Origin of the sequence: Curtobacterium pusillum, assembly GCF_013359865.1 — a bacterium.
GTDB lineage: Bacteria > Actinomycetota > Actinomycetes > Actinomycetales > Microbacteriaceae > Curtobacterium > Curtobacterium pusillum.
In genome coordinates, this window is the sequence record NZ_JABMCE010000084.1 from 232,951 (window position 1) to 248,401 (window position 15,451).

The 15,451-nt window shown below is 70.9% G+C and carries 15 protein-coding genes and 3 tRNA genes; 4 read left to right on the forward strand and 14 right to left on the reverse strand.

Going from position 1 to position 15,451, the window contains the following annotated elements; genetic code table 11:
• Nucleotides 1-10 precede the first annotated feature (10 nt).
• From HP507_RS14565 to tilS, 11 genes are all read right to left on the reverse strand, one after another.
• On the reverse strand, nucleotides 11-703 hold the full coding sequence (locus HP507_RS14565) for a Rossmann-like and DUF2520 domain-containing protein (RefSeq protein WP_175352507.1): 693 nt from the start codon (nucleotides 701-703) through the stop codon (nucleotides 11-13).
• Entirely contained in the window at nucleotides 700-2,481 is a 1,782-nt protein-coding gene (locus tag HP507_RS14570) for a PH domain-containing protein (RefSeq protein WP_175352508.1), read from the reverse strand. The genes HP507_RS14565 and HP507_RS14570 overlap by 4 nt, the downstream gene beginning before the upstream one ends.
• A 9-nt stretch (nucleotides 2,482-2,490) precedes the next feature.
• Nucleotides 2,491-3,012, reverse strand: a complete 522-nt coding sequence (locus tag HP507_RS14575) for a PH domain-containing protein (RefSeq protein WP_175352509.1) — start codon at nucleotides 3,010-3,012, stop codon at nucleotides 2,491-2,493.
• A 35-nt stretch (nucleotides 3,013-3,047) separates the two neighbouring features.
• Entirely contained in the window at nucleotides 3,048-3,539 is a 492-nt protein-coding gene (locus HP507_RS14580) for a DUF3180 domain-containing protein (protein ID WP_175352510.1), read from the reverse strand.
• Nucleotides 3,536-4,060: a 2-amino-4-hydroxy-6-hydroxymethyldihydropteridine diphosphokinase gene (gene folK / locus HP507_RS14585; protein WP_175352511.1), complete on the reverse strand. Its 525-nt coding sequence runs from the start codon at nucleotides 4,058-4,060 to the stop codon at nucleotides 3,536-3,538. Before folK ends, HP507_RS14580 begins: the two co-directional genes overlap by 4 nt.
• The gene (gene folB / locus HP507_RS14590; RefSeq protein ID WP_175352512.1) at nucleotides 4,057-4,455 is read right to left on the reverse strand and encodes a dihydroneopterin aldolase; all 399 of its coding nucleotides are present in this window, start codon (nucleotides 4,453-4,455) and stop codon (nucleotides 4,057-4,059) included. The genes folK and folB overlap by 4 nt, the downstream gene beginning before the upstream one ends.
• A complete protein-coding gene (gene folP / locus HP507_RS14595; protein WP_175352513.1) occupies nucleotides 4,452-5,426 on the reverse strand; it encodes a dihydropteroate synthase in 975 nt (324 codons plus the stop codon). Before folP ends, folB begins: the two co-directional genes overlap by 4 nt.
• A 6-nt stretch (nucleotides 5,427-5,432) precedes the next feature.
• Nucleotides 5,433-7,418: an ATP-dependent zinc metalloprotease FtsH gene (gene ftsH, locus HP507_RS14600; protein ID WP_175352514.1), complete on the reverse strand. Its 1,986-nt coding sequence runs from the start codon at nucleotides 7,416-7,418 to the stop codon at nucleotides 5,433-5,435.
• 169 nt (nucleotides 7,419-7,587) lie between these two features.
• Nucleotides 7,588-8,610 (reverse strand): hypothetical protein, encoded by a 1,023-nt coding sequence (locus tag HP507_RS14605; RefSeq protein WP_175352515.1) that lies wholly within the window; start codon nucleotides 8,608-8,610, stop codon nucleotides 7,588-7,590.
• Between the two features lie 67 nt (nucleotides 8,611-8,677).
• The gene (hpt, locus tag HP507_RS14610) at nucleotides 8,678-9,229 is read right to left on the reverse strand and encodes a hypoxanthine phosphoribosyltransferase (RefSeq protein WP_175352516.1); all 552 of its coding nucleotides are present in this window, start codon (nucleotides 9,227-9,229) and stop codon (nucleotides 8,678-8,680) included.
• Between the two features lie 9 nt (nucleotides 9,230-9,238).
• The gene (gene tilS, locus HP507_RS14615; RefSeq protein ID WP_175352517.1) at nucleotides 9,239-10,258 is read right to left on the reverse strand and encodes a tRNA lysidine(34) synthetase TilS; all 1,020 of its coding nucleotides are present in this window, start codon (nucleotides 10,256-10,258) and stop codon (nucleotides 9,239-9,241) included.
• Nucleotides 10,259-10,326: 68 nt separating this feature from the next.
• On the opposite strand from tilS, the gene HP507_RS14620 reads away from it, so the two are divergent.
• Entirely contained in the window at nucleotides 10,327-10,818 is a 492-nt protein-coding gene (locus HP507_RS14620) for an inorganic diphosphatase (RefSeq protein ID WP_175352518.1), read from the forward strand.
• Nucleotides 10,819-10,885: 67 nt separating this feature from the next.
• Here HP507_RS14620 and HP507_RS14625 read toward each other — a convergent pair whose 3' ends face one another.
• Together HP507_RS14625 and HP507_RS14630 are read right to left on the reverse strand one after the other, a co-directional pair.
• Complete coding sequence (locus HP507_RS14625; RefSeq protein WP_175352519.1) at nucleotides 10,886-12,304, reverse strand: C40 family peptidase; 1,419 nt, start codon at nucleotides 12,302-12,304, stop codon at nucleotides 10,886-10,888.
• Nucleotides 12,305-12,337: 33 nt separating this feature from the next.
• Complete coding sequence (locus tag HP507_RS14630) at nucleotides 12,338-13,609, reverse strand: M23 family metallopeptidase (RefSeq protein WP_175352520.1); 1,272 nt, start codon at nucleotides 13,607-13,609, stop codon at nucleotides 12,338-12,340.
• Between the two features lie 301 nt (nucleotides 13,610-13,910).
• On the opposite strand from HP507_RS14630, the gene HP507_RS14635 reads away from it, so the two are divergent.
• The 3 genes from HP507_RS14635 to HP507_RS14645 all read left to right on the forward strand — a co-directional run bounded on the left by HP507_RS14635 (nucleotide 13,911) and on the right by HP507_RS14645 (nucleotide 14,183).
• Nucleotides 13,911-13,983 (forward strand) — tRNA-Glu (locus HP507_RS14635).
• A gap of 49 nt (nucleotides 13,984-14,032) precedes the next feature.
• Nucleotides 14,033-14,109 (forward strand) — tRNA-Asp (locus tag HP507_RS14640).
• A 1-nt stretch (nucleotide 14,110) separates the two neighbouring features.
• Nucleotides 14,111-14,183: transfer RNA gene (locus HP507_RS14645), tRNA-Phe, on the forward strand.
• Nucleotides 14,184-14,347: 164 nt separating this feature from the next.
• Here the strand turns inward: HP507_RS14645 and HP507_RS14650 are convergent.
• Nucleotides 14,348-15,358 carry an aldo/keto reductase family protein gene (locus HP507_RS14650; RefSeq protein ID WP_175352521.1) on the reverse strand — a complete coding sequence of 337 codons (1,011 nt, stop codon included), beginning with the start codon at nucleotides 15,356-15,358 and terminating at the stop codon, nucleotides 14,348-14,350.
• Nucleotides 15,359-15,451: the final 93 nt, after the last annotated feature.

Sequence of the window (15,451 nt, forward strand, 5' to 3'; positions counted from 1 at the left end):
CGCCGCCCGCCTACAGCGTCGCCTGCCCGTCGGCAGCGGCGAGCGCGTTGTCGACCGCCGACCGCACCAGTGCCCCGAGGACCCGCCCGGGGTGCTCCACCCCGATCCCCTCGAGCGTGCCGGCGGACTGGTCCACGATCGCGGTCGAGAAGCTCACCGCGGCACGGACGGCATCGGCGTACGCGGGCCGGTCCTGCTCGTCGACCACGAACGGCTCAGCGCCCATCTCCACGACGAGCGCCTGGGCGATCGGGAGCACGGGCGCCGGGGCGGTCACGGCGCAGTACGCGTCACGGAGCCGGACGAGGTCGACGCTCGTGCCGGTGAACGCCATCGCCGGGTGGATCGCGAGCGGGATCGCCCCGGCCGCCATGGCCGGTGCGAGGACGCCGACGCCGTGGTCCGGGCTCGTGTGCACGACGAGCTGACCCGGCTGCCAGATCCCCGCGTCGGCGAGCCCCTGCACGAGGTCGGCGAGCTGGTCGTCCGGCACCGCGAGCAGCACCAGCTCGCTCCGCTCGACGAGGTCCGGCGTCTCCAGGACGGGGGCGCCGGGCAGCATCGCCTCGGCACGGTCGCGCCCGGCGTCGGAGACGGCGGTCACCCCGACGACGGCGTGCTCCGCGTTCGCGAGCGCCGCGCCGAGGACGGGTCCGACGCGTCCGGCACCGAGGACGCCGACGCCCAGCCGTCCCGCCCTCATCGTGCGGCTCCCGGTGGCGGGACCTCGCCCCAGGGGCCGGGAGGCGCGGCATCGGTCCGGTGCGCACCCTGCGGACCGGACGGGGTCGCGTCGGAGGCGGTGGGGGCGGTGGTGTCGACCGCCTGCGGGACCGCAGCGTCCCCACCGGCGCCGAGCCGGGCCTCCCGTTCGCGCCACCGATGGGACGTGTCCGCCGCAGCCGCCTCGACGGCGCGTTCCGCGGTGTCCGACCACAGCCGCTGCGCGTCCTGTGCGTCCAGGGCGCCGACACGGGCGGCCACCGGACCCTGCACGGTCTGCACGTGCACGGAAGCCAGCCGGAGCGCGCGCTCGAGCGGCCCCTGCGACACCTTCACGCTCTGCACGCGGGGCAGCGGGACGATGACCAGCGACCGCCAGACGGCTCCGAGCCGGAGCAGGACGGCGCCCTGGACGAAGCGGTAGCCGTTGCGGCGGAACGAGAACGGCCGCAGCCAGGCGCCCCGTCGCGGGGAGTGCACGAAGCCGCCGCGGTCGCCCGTCGTCGTGAGACTGTCGTCGACGACGTTCACGGCCTCGGACGAGCCCTCGCGGAGCTGCTCCTGCGACGCCGAGGGACCGGCGACCGCGGTGCCGACGAGGCCGGGCAGGATGATGTCGAGGACCTCCCGGACGTCGGCCGCGGTGCCCACGGGCAGCACGATCGACGAGACCTGCTGGTTGTTCGACGCGCCGTTGCCCGCGTTCGTCGCACGGTTGATCCGGACGTCCCACCAGCCGAAGGGACGCCAGAGCAGCGGCTGCGCGACGCTCACGGCGTGGATGCGCCCGGGCGGCAGGGTCTCGTTCGAGGTCGACACCAGCCCGAACCCGATCCGGATGCCGTCCCGGGTCTCGGCGATCGTGTACTGCAGCGAGCGGGAGAACTTCCGGACGTAGTAGCCGCCCGCGCCGATGACGGCGGGGAACAGGCCGAACAGGATCCCGTACTCGCCGGTGACCGCGACGCTGACGATCATGGCGGCGACGGCCAGCACGATGAACACCGTGGTGCCGGAGAGCAGCATCGACGCGATGAGCCGGCCGGGATGCACCTTCACGACGCGGGTGGCGCGCACCGCTGCGGGGTCGAGCTCGGGCGAGAAGATCTCGTCCACGCGGTCCTGCAGCACACCGTTCGACGCCCGCGCCGGATCGTGCCGTCGGTCGTCGTCCTTCGCCCCGGACGCGAGCACGAGGATGCGCTGCCGGAGGTCGTCCGCCGCCCGCACACCGAGGTACGCGAGCTGCACGTTCGCGTCGTTGCCCGCCTGCGCGATCTCGAGCTTCGCCGTGCCGAAGATCCGCGGGACCAGCGGCCGCGAGATGTTGATGCCCTGGATGCGGTCGAGCCGTGCCTTGCGGTTCGTGCGGAACAGGACGCCCGAGCGGACCTCCACGATCTCGCCCGTCACGCGGAACTCGTGCATGCGCCAGGAGAGGGTGAAGAGACCCAGGAGCACCAGGAGGATGACAGCCACGCCGAGGAGCACCCAGCCGACCACGCCGTGCTCGTACACGTAGCGCACCGGGTCGCCGTCGTCCTGCCGGCCGCCGCCCCCGGGGATGAAGAGCTCGACGACCTGGTCCCGGAGGCTGTTCACCACGTAGCCGAGGATCACGATGAGGAAGATGCCGCCCTTGAGCAGCGGTGTCAGCGGGTGCATGCGGTGCCACTCGCCGTCGGTGAGCGGCGCAGCGGCGGCCGCGTCGCCGCGGGAGGGCGGCGCGGGCGGCAGCGGCCCTGGTCGGAACGTCATCCGGCGCCCCTACAGTCCGGCGCGGCGCGACTCGGCGAGCTCGACGAGCCGGTCGCGCAACTCGTCGGCGTCGGCGAACGGGATGCCCGGGATCCGGACGTTGGTCGAGGCGGCGGCCGTCACGAACTTCAGCTCGCTCATGCCGAGCACCCGGTCGAGCGGTCCGCGGTTCACGTCGACGAGCTGCATGCGGCCGTACGGCACGGCCGTGAACCGCTGCCACATCAGGCCCCGTCGCAGCACCAGGTCGTCGTCGCGCAGGGCGTACCCGATCGCCCGGACGCGGCGAGGCGTCAGCGCCGCGGTGATCACCGCGACGACGAACACGACGATCGCGATCAAGGTCCACACGATGCCGGCCGGCCGCTCGAATCCGCCGCTGACGACGCCGATGAGGACGCAGCCGGCAGTCACCACGACCCCGATGACGATCGTCGTGATGAGCTCCGTCCAGACGAGCTTCGGCGACACCCGGGTCCAGGTGGTGCCCGTCAGGCCGAGGCCGGGCTCGTCGAGTCGTTCGCGCGGCATCGCGGGCCTCCTGCAGTCTGGTGGGTGCGCCTGGGTCAGTGTGCCTGCGTCGTGCCGCCCCGGGGGAGGTCGTCGTCGTCATCGTCGCCCGGAGGCACCACGCACATCCGTTCGGCGACGAGTGCGCACACCGTCAGCACGAGCCCACCCCCGACCGCCACGACGTTCGGCAGGGTCGAGCCTAGCGAAGGGAGGGCCGAGCGGGTCAGGAGGTACACGACCAGCCCGAGCGCGAAGCCCCCGAAGAGCGCGCCGCAGATGCTCGACGCCTTCGCCAGCACGACCACGCGGGTCGCGTAGAGCGGGTCGACGGGGCGCTGGCGTCCCGTGCCGTCACGCGCGTGGCGCCGGATGGGCCGTGCCATCAGGACGACCGCGATGCCGATGAAGGCGAGGGTGATGCCGAGCGGCGTCGCGAGGAACAGCGTGGGCGCCTGGCGCGAGGCGAGCACGGCGTCGAGGGCGAAACCGGCGACGGCGGCCACGACAGCGACGCTGACGAGGGTGGAGGCTCGGGTCGGCTTCACGGGAGTGCCTCCGGCACGTCGAAGAGGCGCGGCTCGTCGACACGCTCGGTGTCGTCGCCGAGCGCGGCCAGCAGCTCGGCGACGGGCCCGGCGCCCGGCAGCACGGCGTCCGGGTCGGCGTCGGCCCACGGCGCGAGCACGAACGTCCGTTCCCCGGCGCGCGGGTGCGGCACGGTGAGGCTCGTCGTGCCGATGGTCAGGTCGTCGTACGCCACCAGGTCGAGGTCGAGCGTGCGGTCGCCCCAGCGGACCTCGCGCGTGCGACCGTGCGTGTCCTCGATGCCGTGCAGGGCGTCCAGGAGCTCCTGCGGTTCGAGCTCGGTGTCGACGACCACGACGGCGTTGCGGTACCGCGGCTTCGTCGTGTCCGGGCCGTCGAGCGTGAGGGCGACCGACTCGACCTCGCGGCTGGACGCCACCGGACGGACCCCGGGCAGCGCTGCGATCGCGGCCGCGGCGGCGCGCAGGGTGCTGCCGCGGTCGCCGAGGTTGGCGCCGAGGGCGATGACGGCGCGGCTCACTCTTCTTCCTCGTCGCGGTCCGCAGGCAGGACGCCGCCGCGGGTGCGCCGGATCGTGATCGAGACGTCGTCGAACGGCACGGTGATGGGCGCCTGCGGCTTGTGCACGGTGACCTCGGTCGCCAGGGCCGCACGGTGGGTGAGCACCGCGGCGGCGATGCGCTCGGCGAGGGTCTCGATGAGGTCCACCGGGTCGCGTTCGATCTCGGCGACGACCTGCTCGGCGAGCACGCCGTAGTGCACGGTGTGCTCCAGGTCGTCACTGCCGGACGCGGCGCGGGCGTCCACCTCGACCGCGACGTCGACCACGAAGTCCTGGCCCTCGGCGCGCTCGTGGTCGAAGACGCCGTGGTGGCCGCGCGCGCGGACACCGGTCAGACGGATGGTGTCCCTCACGATCGAGCTGCCCTCCAGGCGTCCCAGACGTCGAGCACGGCACGGGTCGGTGCCGGGTCGTGCACGCGTACACCCCACGCCCCGCGTTCGGCGGAGAGCAGGCTGATGGCGGCGGTGGCGAGGTCGCGGTCCTTCGGCGGCGCACCGGCAGCGCTGCCGACCCCGTCCAGGAAGCGTTTACGTGATGCGGCGACGAGCACCGGCAGCCCGATGGACGCGAAGCGCTCGTACCCGGCCAGGATCTCCCAGTTCTGCACGCCCTGCTTCGCGAACCCGAGCCCGGGGTCGATCACGATCTGCTCCTGACGCACGCCCAGGACGATGAGTTCGGCGACGCGCATCTCGACCTCGCGCCGGACCTCGTCGACGGCGTGCACGTACTCGGCGTTCCGGTACATCCGGTCGCTGTGCCCGCGCCAGTGCATCACCACGAAGCCGGCGCCCGTGTCCTTGACGACCCGGGCCATGTCGGGGTCGGCGAGGCCGCCCGAGACGTCGTTCACGATCGCGGCGCCGAGCTCCACCGCGCGTTCCGCGGTGGCGGCGTTCATGGTGTCGACGCTGACCGGGACGCCCTCGCCGACGAGCTGCTGCACGACCGGCAGGACGCGCCGCTGCTCGACCTCGACCGGCACGCGGTCGGCTCCCGGGCGGGTGGACTCCCCGCCGATGTCGACGATGTCCGCGCCCGCGGCGACGAGCTCCCGCGCGTGCTGCACGGCGGCGTCGTACGCCTGGTGGAGGCCGCCGTCGCTGAACGAGTCGGGCGTGACGTTGAGGATGCCCATCACCCGGGTGCGATCGTCGACCGGCGTTCCGCGGTCGCGGTCCCGCCGCCGGCCGGTCACGATCTCCGGCACCGGTGCTGGTGCCCGGAGGTCGATCGCGACCGTCGGCGGCTCGGCTGCTGCTGCCCGCGCCTGGCTCACCTCGGCGAGCCGACGCGACCGTCTCGTCGGCAGGTCGGTCATGCCGGCCTACGCGGGGGCGATACCCGGGTTGCCGAAGGGACGGCGACGGGGCTTCGACGACTCGTGGTCGGGCTGCTCGGACGCGGTGGAGGCGGCCTTGCCGGGCACCTCGATCGCGGGCAGGTTGCTCACCGGTCGCTTGTCGCTCGACAACCACTGCGGGCGCTCCGGCAGCTTGCGGACGTCCTTGAAGATCTCCACGAGCTCCGGCGCGTCGAGCGTCTCCTTCTCGAGGAGCTCACCGGCCAGGCGGTCGAGGATGTCGCGGTTGTCGTTGAGCACCTGGTAGGCCTCGTCGTGGGCTGCTTCGAGCAGGGCGCGGGTCTCGGCGTCGACCGTCTCGGCGATGTTCTCCGAGTAGTCGCGACCGCTCCCGCCGCTCATGTCGCGTCCAACGAACGGTTCGCTCGAACCCGAGCCGAGCTTGACGGAGCCCACCGCACGGCTCATGCCGTACTCGGTGACCATCTTCCGCGCGGTGCCGGTGGCCTTCTCGATGTCGTTCGACGCACCCGTGGTCGGGTCGTGGAAGACGATCTCCTCTGCGACGCGCCCGCCCATGGCGTAGGTGAGCTGGTCGAGCAGCTCGTTGCGGGTGACGGAGTACTTGTCCTCCAGCGGGAGCACCATCGTGTAGCCGAGGGCCCGGCCGCGCGGCAGGATCGTGATCTTCGTGACCGGGTCGGTGTGGCGCATCGCAGCAGCCGCCAGCGCGTGCCCGCCCTCGTGGTACGCCGTGATGAGGCGCTCCTGGTCGGACATGATCCGGGTACGGCGCTGGGGACCGGCCATGACGCGGTCGACCGCCTCGTCCAGGGCACGGTTGTCGATGAGCTGCGCGTTCGAACGGGCCGTCAGGAGCGCGGCCTCGTTGAGGACGTTCGCGAGGTCGGCACCGGTGAACCCGGGCGTCTTGCGGGCGAGGAGCTCGAGGTCGACGCTCGCGGCGAGCGGCTTGCCCTTCGCGTGCACCTCGAGGATCTGCTTGCGGCCCTGCAGGCTCGGGGCATCGACACCGATCTGACGGTCGAACCGGCCCGGGCGCAGGAGCGCGGGGTCGAGCACGTCGGGACGGTTCGTCGCCGCGATGAGGATGACGTTCGTCTTGCCGTCGAAGCCGTCCATCTCGACGAGGAGCTGGTTCAGCGTCTGCTCGCGCTCGTCGTTGCCGCCACCGATGCCGGCACCGCGGTGACGACCCACGGCGTCGATCTCGTCGATGAAGACGATCGCGGGCGAGTTCTGCTTCGCCTGCTCGAACAGGTCACGGACGCGGCTGGCACCGACACCGACGAACATCTCGACGAAGTCCGAACCGGAGATCGAGTAGAACGGCACACCCGCCTCGCCGGCGACGGCTCGGGCGAGCAGCGTCTTGCCGGTGCCGGGGGGACCGTACAGCAGCACGCCCTTCGGGATCTTCGCGCCGACGGCCTGGAACTTCGCCGGCTCCTTGAGGAACTCCTTGATCTCCTGGAGCTCCTCGATCGCCTCGTCCGCACCGGCGACGTCGGCGAAGGAGACCTGCGGGTTCTCCTTGTTGTTCATCTTCGCCCGGGACTTGCCGAACTGCATGACCTTCGAACCGCCGCCCTGGGCGCTCGACAGCAGGAACCAGAACACGGCGCCGATGATGAGGAACGGCAGGATGATGCCGAGCAGCGACATGAACCAGCTCGACTGCTGGACCGTGTCGTTGTAGCCCTTCGGCAGGTTCGCATCGTTGACGGCCTTGACGACCTCTTCACCGCGCGGCGTCGAGTAGTAGAACTGCTCGTGCGCGTTGCCGTCCTTCAGGGTGAGGTCGACCCGCTGTTCGGTGGAGTTGATCACCACCGAGGAGACCTTGCCGTCGGAGAGCTGCTCGAGGCCCTTCTGCGTGTCGATCTGCTGCGTGCCGGACTGGCTGATCACGGCCCAGCCGATCCAGATCCCCACGATCGCGATCAGCACGTAGATGTACGGCCCGCGAAGGATGCGCTTGAAGTCCATGTGATCCGGGCAGAGCGCCCGACACCTTTCTCTGCCGAAGTTGCGTGCTGATCAGCATACGGCCGCGATTCTGTGGCGAGAATGGGTGTCCTCTGCGGGCGAACTCACTCCGACGAACCTGCCGGTCGTCCGCGGGGCGGGCCGATCCGGCCGGCCCGCCCCGCACGGCTCACGCCGTCGCGGTGTACGGCGAGAACGCGGCGTCGGTCACGGCGCGGAACTCGATCGATTCGCTGGCCGAGCCGAGCCGGTGCTCCTGCGAGAACGTGAACAGCTGCGTCGCGTCGTACATGGTGTTGCTGGACGTCCAGCTCCAGCGGCCGCTCTGCTCATCCGCCGTCACCTTCTCGCCGTACACGCCGGCGCCCCACCCCGCGATGGTGATCTCCGCGCCCGGGGTCGCGACACCCTCCACGGTCAGGCGCTTGCCGCGAACGTACGTCGCCTCGGACTCCACTTCCAGCGGCGTCAGCGCCTCCTCGGCGACCGCGGCGAACTCGATCGGCGCGCTGTCCGAACCGGTCTCGTGCTCCTGCGCGAATGTGAACAGCTGCGTGGCGTCGAACATCGTGTTGCTCGACGTCCACGACCATCGGCCGTCTCGCTCGTCGGCGCGCACCTTCTCGCCGTACACACCGGCGCTCCACCCGGTGATCGTGACCTCGGCACCCGGGGTCGCGACTCCCTGGACCGTCAGTCGCTCGCCGCGCTGGTAGGTCGCCTCCGACCGCACCTCGATCGGGGTGAACCGGTCGTCGGGCAGCGGGACGATCCCGTCCGCGTCGCGCACCTCGAGCAGCACCGACCGGCTCCGGCTCTCGTCCTGGACCGCACCCTCGACGGCGAGGTCGATCGTGTGGCGACCGGCGGCCAGGCCGTCCTCGAACGTGTACGCGAACGATCCGTCCGCTGCGACCGGGACGGTGGCCGTCTCGTGGTCCGGGAGTCCGAGGCCGATCACGATCTCGTCGACGTCCACGCCGTGCACGACACCGGCGAGGTCGAACGCGGTGTCCTCGGTCGGACTGAGGTCGGAGGTGACCTCGATGACGGATCCGGACCGCGTCGTCTGGGACACCGCGGACGGTTCGGAGGCGACGGCCGGAGCTGCCAGCGCGGCGGTCCCGAACGTCAGGCCGAAGCCGAGGACAGCGATCCCGCAGACGCGGACGGACTTGGTGAAGGCTCCCATCGGAGCTCCTTTCGATCGGTTGATCGAACGGTAGCCCGGTGGGTATTTCAGATACTGGTCGCGAGTCCTACGAGTAGACGTGCGGAGCGAGCACGCCGACACCGCGCAGGTTGCGGTAGCGCTCGTCGTAGTCCAGGCCGTACCCGACCACGAACTCGTCGGGGATGTCGAAGCCCACGTACTTCACGTCGACCTCGACCTTGGCGGCCTCGGGCTTGCGCAGCAGCGCGACGATCTCGACGCTGGCGGCCCCGCGGGACTCGAGGTTCTGCCTGAGCCACGACAGCGTCAGGCCGGAGTCGATGATGTCCTCGACGATGAGCACGTCCCGCCCGTGCAGGTCGGTGTCGAGGTCCTTGAGGATCCGGACGACGCCGGACGACTTCGTGCCGGAGCCGTACGACGACACCGCCATCCAGTCCATGCGGGCCTGCATCTTGAGGTGGCGCGAGAAGTCGGCCATCACCATGACGGCCCCCTTGAGGACGCCGACGAGGAGCGGATCGCGCCCCGCGTAGTCGGCGTCGACCACCGCGGCGAGCTCGGCGAGCTTCTCGTCGATCTGCTCGGGGGTGAAGAGCACTTCGGACAGGTCTGCCTGGACGTCGGAGAGTTCCACCACCACAGACTAACCGGCGCTGAACGCCAGCCGGTCCCCCGACCGTGACGCCCGCACGCCGGGCAGGTCGATCGGCCCCTGTCCGCTCCAGTCGGTGACGAGCCGGCACACCTCGAGCGTCTGCACACGGGACAGTGTCACGCCGAACTCGCTCTCCACGGCGAGGCGGACGAGTCGCTGTCGGAGCGCGGGCGGGTTGGCCGCGAGCCCCCGGACCGACAGCGAGATGCCCGCCTCGGAGTGCTCGGCGAGGTCCTCGGCCATCTCCTCGGCGAAGTGGTCGAGTGCGGCGGAGTCCTCGCGCAACTGGTCGGCGGTCCGCGCGAGCGCCTCGGGCACCCCCGCGCCGAGCTCCCGCTCGAGCACCGGCATGAGGCTGTTGCGGACCCGGACGCGCGCGAACGCCGGGTCGTCGTTCTGCGGGTCGTCCCACGGCGCGAGCCCCGCTGCGACGCACGCCTGCCTCGTCGTGTGCCGCCGGAGGCCGAGCAGCGGCCGCCCGTACGCGGGACCGGCCTCACGACGCGTCAGCGGCGCCATCCCGGAGAGCGAGTCCGGCCCGCTCCCGCGGGCGAGGCCCAGCAGGACGGACTCGGCCTGGTCGTCGAGCGTGTGCCCGAACAGCACGAGCGGTGACCCCGTCTCGGACGCGACCTCGGCGAGGGACGCGTGTCGCGCCTCCCGTGCGGCCCCTTCGGGACCACCCGCTGAACCGACGGCGACCCGACGGATCGTCACCGGCGCGAGTCCCAGCTCCGATGCCTGCCTGGAGGCGCGGCTCGCCACCGCCTCGGAACCCGCCTGGAGCGCGTGGTCCACGATCACCGCGCCGACCCGCAGTTCCTGCTTCGGCGCCTCGAACGCGGTGGCGGCGGCCAGCGCGAGCGAGTCCGGTCCGCCGCTCAGCGCGACGAGCACGAGGTCGCCGGTCCCCACGAGCGCCTCGTCGAGGGCCGTCGAGAGCAGCACCCGGACCGCGCGCCTGGTGTCGGCGACCGCTGGATCCAGCCGGGGACGCGGAGTGTTCACCCGGTAACGTTAGCCGCGCTTTCGGATACACCGACAGCCCGATTCACCGAAGAGACCAGGAGCGCAACATGGCCGCGTACGACGTCGTCGTCGAGATCCCCAAGGGCAGCCGCAACAAGTACGAGGTGGACCACGAGACCGGGCGCGTCTACCTCGACCGCGTGCTGTTCACGTCGTTCGTCTACCCGACCGACTACGGCTTCTTCGAGAAGACCCTCGCGGACGACGGCGACCCCGTGGACGCGCTGCTGCTCCTCGAGTACCCGACGTTCCCCGGCGTGGGCGTCAAGGTCCGCCCGGTCGGCGTCTTCAAGATGAGCGACGAGGCGGGCAACGACGCGAAGGTCCTCGTGGTCCCCGCGAAGGACCCGCGCTGGCAGCACATCCAGGACATCTCGGACGTGGACGAGCAGACGAAGTCCGAGATCGCGCACTTCTTCGAGCGCTACAAGGACCTCGAGCCGAACAAGTGGGTCAAGGCCGAGGGCTGGGGCGACGCCGCCGAGGCCGAGGCGATCGTGCAGGCCGGTCAGGCCGCGTACGTGCCCGGCTCGCACTGACGCTTCCGCACGACGAACGGCGCCCGCTCTCCTGGTGGAGGGCGGGCGCCGTTGTCGTTCTCACCGGCTACAGGGAGCCGCTCGGGCGGGCGACGTAGGGCAGCAGCTGGCTCGGGGTCCAGACGGCGCGCTCGACGACACCGACACCCGGTTTGGCGGCCTCGACCATCATCCCGTTCCCGGTGTAGATCGAGTCATGGTAACCACCCGAGGCGGTTCCGTTCGACGAGTAGAAGAGGATGTCGCCCGGCTGCCGCTGCGAGAGCGGGACGAGACGACCGATGGACTGGAAGTGGTTGTACTGCCACACCACGTTGTGACCGCCGGTGGCGATGCCCTGCGAGCTGTACGCCATCATCACGAGCCCGGAGCAGTCCCACTGGTCCGGGCCGGCGCCGCCGAAGACGTAGGGTTCGCCGATCTGGGCTCGGGCGTAGGCGATGGCGCCGGCGGCCTTCGAGGGGGTGCTCGGCGCGGTCGGGGTCGTGGGGGTGGTGACCGGCGTGCTCGGCTTCGCCGGAGTGCTCGGGGTGAGCGCCTTCGCGGGAGTGCTCGGCGTGCTCGGCTTGGCCGCGGTGCTGGGCGTGCTCGACTTCGCCGGCGTGCTCGCGCTCGGCTTGCTCGGCGTGGTCGACGCGCCTCCGCCGGAGCTCGACTTCGTCGGGCTCGTCGTCCCGCTGGTGCCGTCGTCGCTGCCGGTCGTCGAGGTCTTCGAGGCGAGCTCCGCCTCGGCCTGCTTCGCCTGCTGGGCGTTCCAGTAGGCGGTCTCGGTGGCGACGCTCGTGCCCTTGAGGTACGCGAGCTGCTGGAGGACCTCGTCCTGCTGGTCCTGCTCCTTCTGGACCCGGGCCTGCGCCGACGCGGCGGTGGCGTTCGCGTCGTCGAGGGCCCGCTTCGTGGCCTCGGTGGCCTTCGCGAGGGCCTTCGTCGCGGAGGACTGCTGCGCGGCGATCGCGTCGACGGTGTTCTGGTCCGCCTGGGCCTCGGCGAGCACGGTGGCCGAGCGCTCGGACAGGTGCGACATCGTGCCGACGCGGTAGAGCAGGTCCTTCGAGTCCTGGGCGTCGATGAGCATCGTCGTCGAGAGGTCCCCGCCGCCGGTGCGCGACAGCTCGACCACGAGCCCCGCGACCTGCTGCGCGGAGTCGTCCGCCTTGCTCTTCGCCCGCTTCGCCTGCGCGCTGAGGTCGTCGAGCGTGGCCTGCGCGTCCTGCTGCTGCGACGACGCGAGGGCGTACGTCTGCCCGGCCTGGAGCTCCGTGACCTGTGCCCGGTCGGCCGCGTCCTGCAGGGTCTGCAGCCGGCTGCTCAGCTCGTCGACGGTCGACTGCGCCTGGGCGGTGTCCGCCTTCGCCGCTCGCACGTCGTCCCAGCTCGGGGCGGACGGTGCCGCCTGTGCGGGGCCGGCGATCACGACGGAGAGACCGATCCCGAGGACGGCCATCACCGCGATCCCGCAGGAGAGGGTGCGAGCGGACTGCTTCATGACGTGGTCAACGCCTCCCGGCGGCGCATGTGCTCATACCGAGATCCCCCGCGCTGCCATGAAGGGGACCGGGTCGACGGCGGAGCCGTTGATCCGGGTCTCGAAGTGGAGGTGGCACCCGGTCGACCAGCCGGTCGAACCGATCTTCGCGATCTGCTGCCCGGCGCTGACGTGCTGGCCGACGGACACGAGGATGCCGCCGTCGACGATGTGCCCGTAGGCGGTGGAGATCCCGCCGCCGTTGTCGAGCACGACCTCGTTGCCGTAGCCGCCGCCGTTCGCCGCGAACGTCACCGTGCCGGAGTGGGCGGCGTAGATCGGGGCGTAGCAGGCGGGAGCGAGGTCCACGCCGGCGTGCAGTGCGTAGTTCTTCGTGTACGGGTCGAGCCGGTAGCCGTAGGGGCTCGTCTGGTACCCGCCGGACGGGCGCACCCAGCCGGAGGAGTTCGGCGAACCCCCGCCGGAACCGCCCTGGCTCGTCGCCGCGGCCTTGGCGGCCGCCGCCGCGAGGGCCGCCTGCCGTGCCTTCTCGACCTGCACGCCCTTGTTGTACCGCGCCTCGACGTTCGCCTCGCTCGTCGTGAGGAGCGTGAGCTGCGCCTCGAGCCGTGCCTGGTTGTCGCTCTGCGCGTCGACGGCCGACTGTGCCTCGTCGGCCGCGTTCTGGGCGGCCTGCATCTTCTGCTGCGCGGCATCGGCGAGCTTGCCGAGGGCGTCCTTGGCGAGGTCGGCCTTGTCGGCGAGTCCCTGGGCGATGCCCCGGTCCTGCGTCGCCTGCGAGTAGATGCCGTCGGCCTGCTCGCTGAGCTTCGACATGGCGCCCAGCTCGTACAGCAGGTCACCGGACTTCGAGGGGTGCGTGAGGATGTCGGTCGTCACGTCGTTCGCGCTCGCCCGGCCGAGCTGGGCCGCGAGCTGACCGGCCTGCTCCTCGGATGCGGCAGCGGTCTTCTCGGCGTCGTCCGCCTGCGACTGCAGCTTCTGCTGGGTGAGCGTCGCGTCGTCGTACTTCGTCTGCGCGGTCTGGTACGCCGTGCCCGCGGCCTCGGCGGACTTCTTCGCCGCGTTCGCCTTCGTGGTCAGGCCCGCGATGAGCGCCTTGATCTCCGTGACCTTGGCCTGCTGCGCCGACTTCGAGGCCTTCGCCTTCTCGACATCCGACCAGCTCGGGTACGACGCGGCGCTGGCCGACGTCGCCGGGGCGAGGGCCGCGAGGGTGCCGACGGTGAGCGCGACGGCGACCGCGGCGGCGATCAAGCGGCGGCGGGGACGGGGGCGGAGTGACAGCGATGGTGAGGTCGACATGTATCTCGATTTCGTAACAGCGCGGCAAGGCTCACGCACGTAACACTGTTAACAAATGCAACAGTAACAACAGGTGTCGACCCCGCACACCCCCTCGCACGAGGGGTACGGGACCGACGACGATGGTCGCATCCGATCATCGACAGCACGAATCGGGGCCTGGTGCCCCACGGTGAGTGAAGACCTGCGTGCCCCCGTCAGCCCCGCGACACGCCGGGGATACCGCCCTGGCGGCGCTCGATTTGTGAAACCCGCAGGGCATCCGTATGCTTGTCCATCGGTAGCGCGAAGCACCGCTTGCGGCCCTATCGTTTAGTGGCCTAGGACACCGCCCTTTCACGGCGGCAGCACGGGTTCGAATCCCGTTGGGGTCACTCCGCGTGAGTGAGCGAGCAAGCAGAGCAACACCACACAACAAAACATGGCCCTGTAGCGCAGTTGGTTAGCGTGCCGCCCTGTCACGGCGGAGGTCGCGGGTTCAAGTCCCGTCAGGGTCGCCACGGCTGGATAGCTCAGTTGGTAGAGCGTTCGACTGAAAATCGAAAGGTCCACGGATCGATGCCGTGTCCAGCCACGGTGAAGAGCCCCTCACGAGAGTGAGGGGCTCTTTTGCGTCCCGCCCGCCCGTCCCGCGGGCCCGGCGGCCGCCCGCCGTCGGCCCGCAAGACACCGGTGTTCGTGCACTGCACCGCGGGATGCGCGTGTTCGACGCACGAACACCGGTGTCTTGCTGAGGGGTCAGGCCTCGCGGGTCTTCGGGCTGCTGTCGTTCGTCTTCGCGGGATCGCGCTCCACGACCGAGCCGAGGGCGTCGTCGATGCGGGACATGAGCTCCGCGGGGATCGACACCCCGGCAGCGCCGGCGTTGTCGTGGACCTGCTCCGGCCGCGAGGCGCCGATGATCGCGGACGCCACGTTCTCGTTCTGCAGGACCCACGCCACCGCGAGCTGCGCCATCGACAGGTTCAGTTCTTCCGCGATCGGCTTGAGGTCCTGCACGGCGGACAGCACCTCGTCGTTCATGAACCGCTGGATCATCTTCGCGCCGCCCTTGTCGTCCGTGGCGCGCGAGCCCTCGGGCAGCGGCTGACCGGGCTGGTACTTCCCCGTCAGGACACCCTGCGCGATCGGCGACCAGACGATCTGCGAGATGCCCAGCTCCTCGGACGTCGGGACGACCTCGCCCTCGATGACTCGCCAGAGCGCGGAGTACTGCGGCTGGTTCGAGATGAGCTGCACGCCGAGGTCCTCCGCGAGGGCGTGACCGGCGCGGAGCTGCTCCGCCGTCCACTCGGAGACGCCGATGTAGAGCGCCTTCCCCTGGCGGACGACGTCGGCGAACGCCGTCATCGTCTCCTCGAGCGGGGTCTCGTAGTCGAACCGGTGCGCCTGGTAGAGGTCGACGTAGTCGGTCTGCAGGCGTTCCAACGAGCCGTTGATCGACTCGAGGATGTGCTTGCGCGACAAGCCGGTGTCGTTGTGGCCCTTCGGTCCGGTCGGCCCGAACACCTTCGTGGCGATCTCGAGCGACTGACGCCGCTCCCCCTTCAGCGCTTCGCCGAGGACCGTCTCGGCACCGGTGTTCGCGTAGACGTCAGCGGTGTCGAACGTCGAGATGCCGACGTCGAGCGCTGCCCGCACGCAGGCGATCGCGGCGTCGTTCTCGACCTGGGAGGCGTGGGTGAGCCAGTTGCCGTAGGTGATCTCGGAGACCTTGAGTCCCGAGTTGCCGAGGTAGCGGTACTCCATGTGCGTGTCACTCCTGTCGTTGCCGCGTCGGTGCGGCTCGGTCGTGACGGTACGCGGGGTCGGCGGTGCAGGATCGAGGGAGTGCGGTGCAGT

Coding starts and splice junctions, on each gene's coding strand:
- HP507_RS14575 (WP_175352509.1), bottom strand. CDS start 3,012: ATGCCGCGCGAACGACTCGACGAGCCCGGCCTCGGCCTGACGGGCACC.
- HP507_RS14625 (WP_175352519.1), bottom strand. CDS start 12,304: ATGAAGCAGTCCGCTCGCACCCTCTCCTGCGGGATCGCGGTGATGGCC.
- HP507_RS14650 (WP_175352521.1), bottom strand. CDS start 15,358: ATGGAGTACCGCTACCTCGGCAACTCGGGACTCAAGGTCTCCGAGATC.
- HP507_RS14620 (WP_175352518.1), top strand. CDS start 10,327: ATGGCCGCGTACGACGTCGTCGTCGAGATCCCCAAGGGCAGCCGCAAC.
- HP507_RS14630 (WP_175352520.1), bottom strand. CDS start 13,609: ATGTCGACCTCACCATCGCTGTCACTCCGCCCCCGTCCCCGCCGCCGC.
- HP507_RS14565 (WP_175352507.1), bottom strand. CDS start 703: ATGAGGGCGGGACGGCTGGGCGTCGGCGTCCTCGGTGCCGGACGCGTC.
- HP507_RS14605 (WP_175352515.1), bottom strand. CDS start 8,610: ATGGGAGCCTTCACCAAGTCCGTCCGCGTCTGCGGGATCGCTGTCCTC.
- HP507_RS14570 (WP_175352508.1), bottom strand. CDS start 2,481: ATGACGTTCCGACCAGGGCCGCTGCCGCCCGCGCCGCCCTCCCGCGGC.
- folP (WP_175352513.1), bottom strand. CDS start 5,426: ATGACCGACCTGCCGACGAGACGGTCGCGTCGGCTCGCCGAGGTGAGC.
- ftsH (WP_175352514.1), bottom strand. CDS start 7,418: ATGGACTTCAAGCGCATCCTTCGCGGGCCGTACATCTACGTGCTGATC.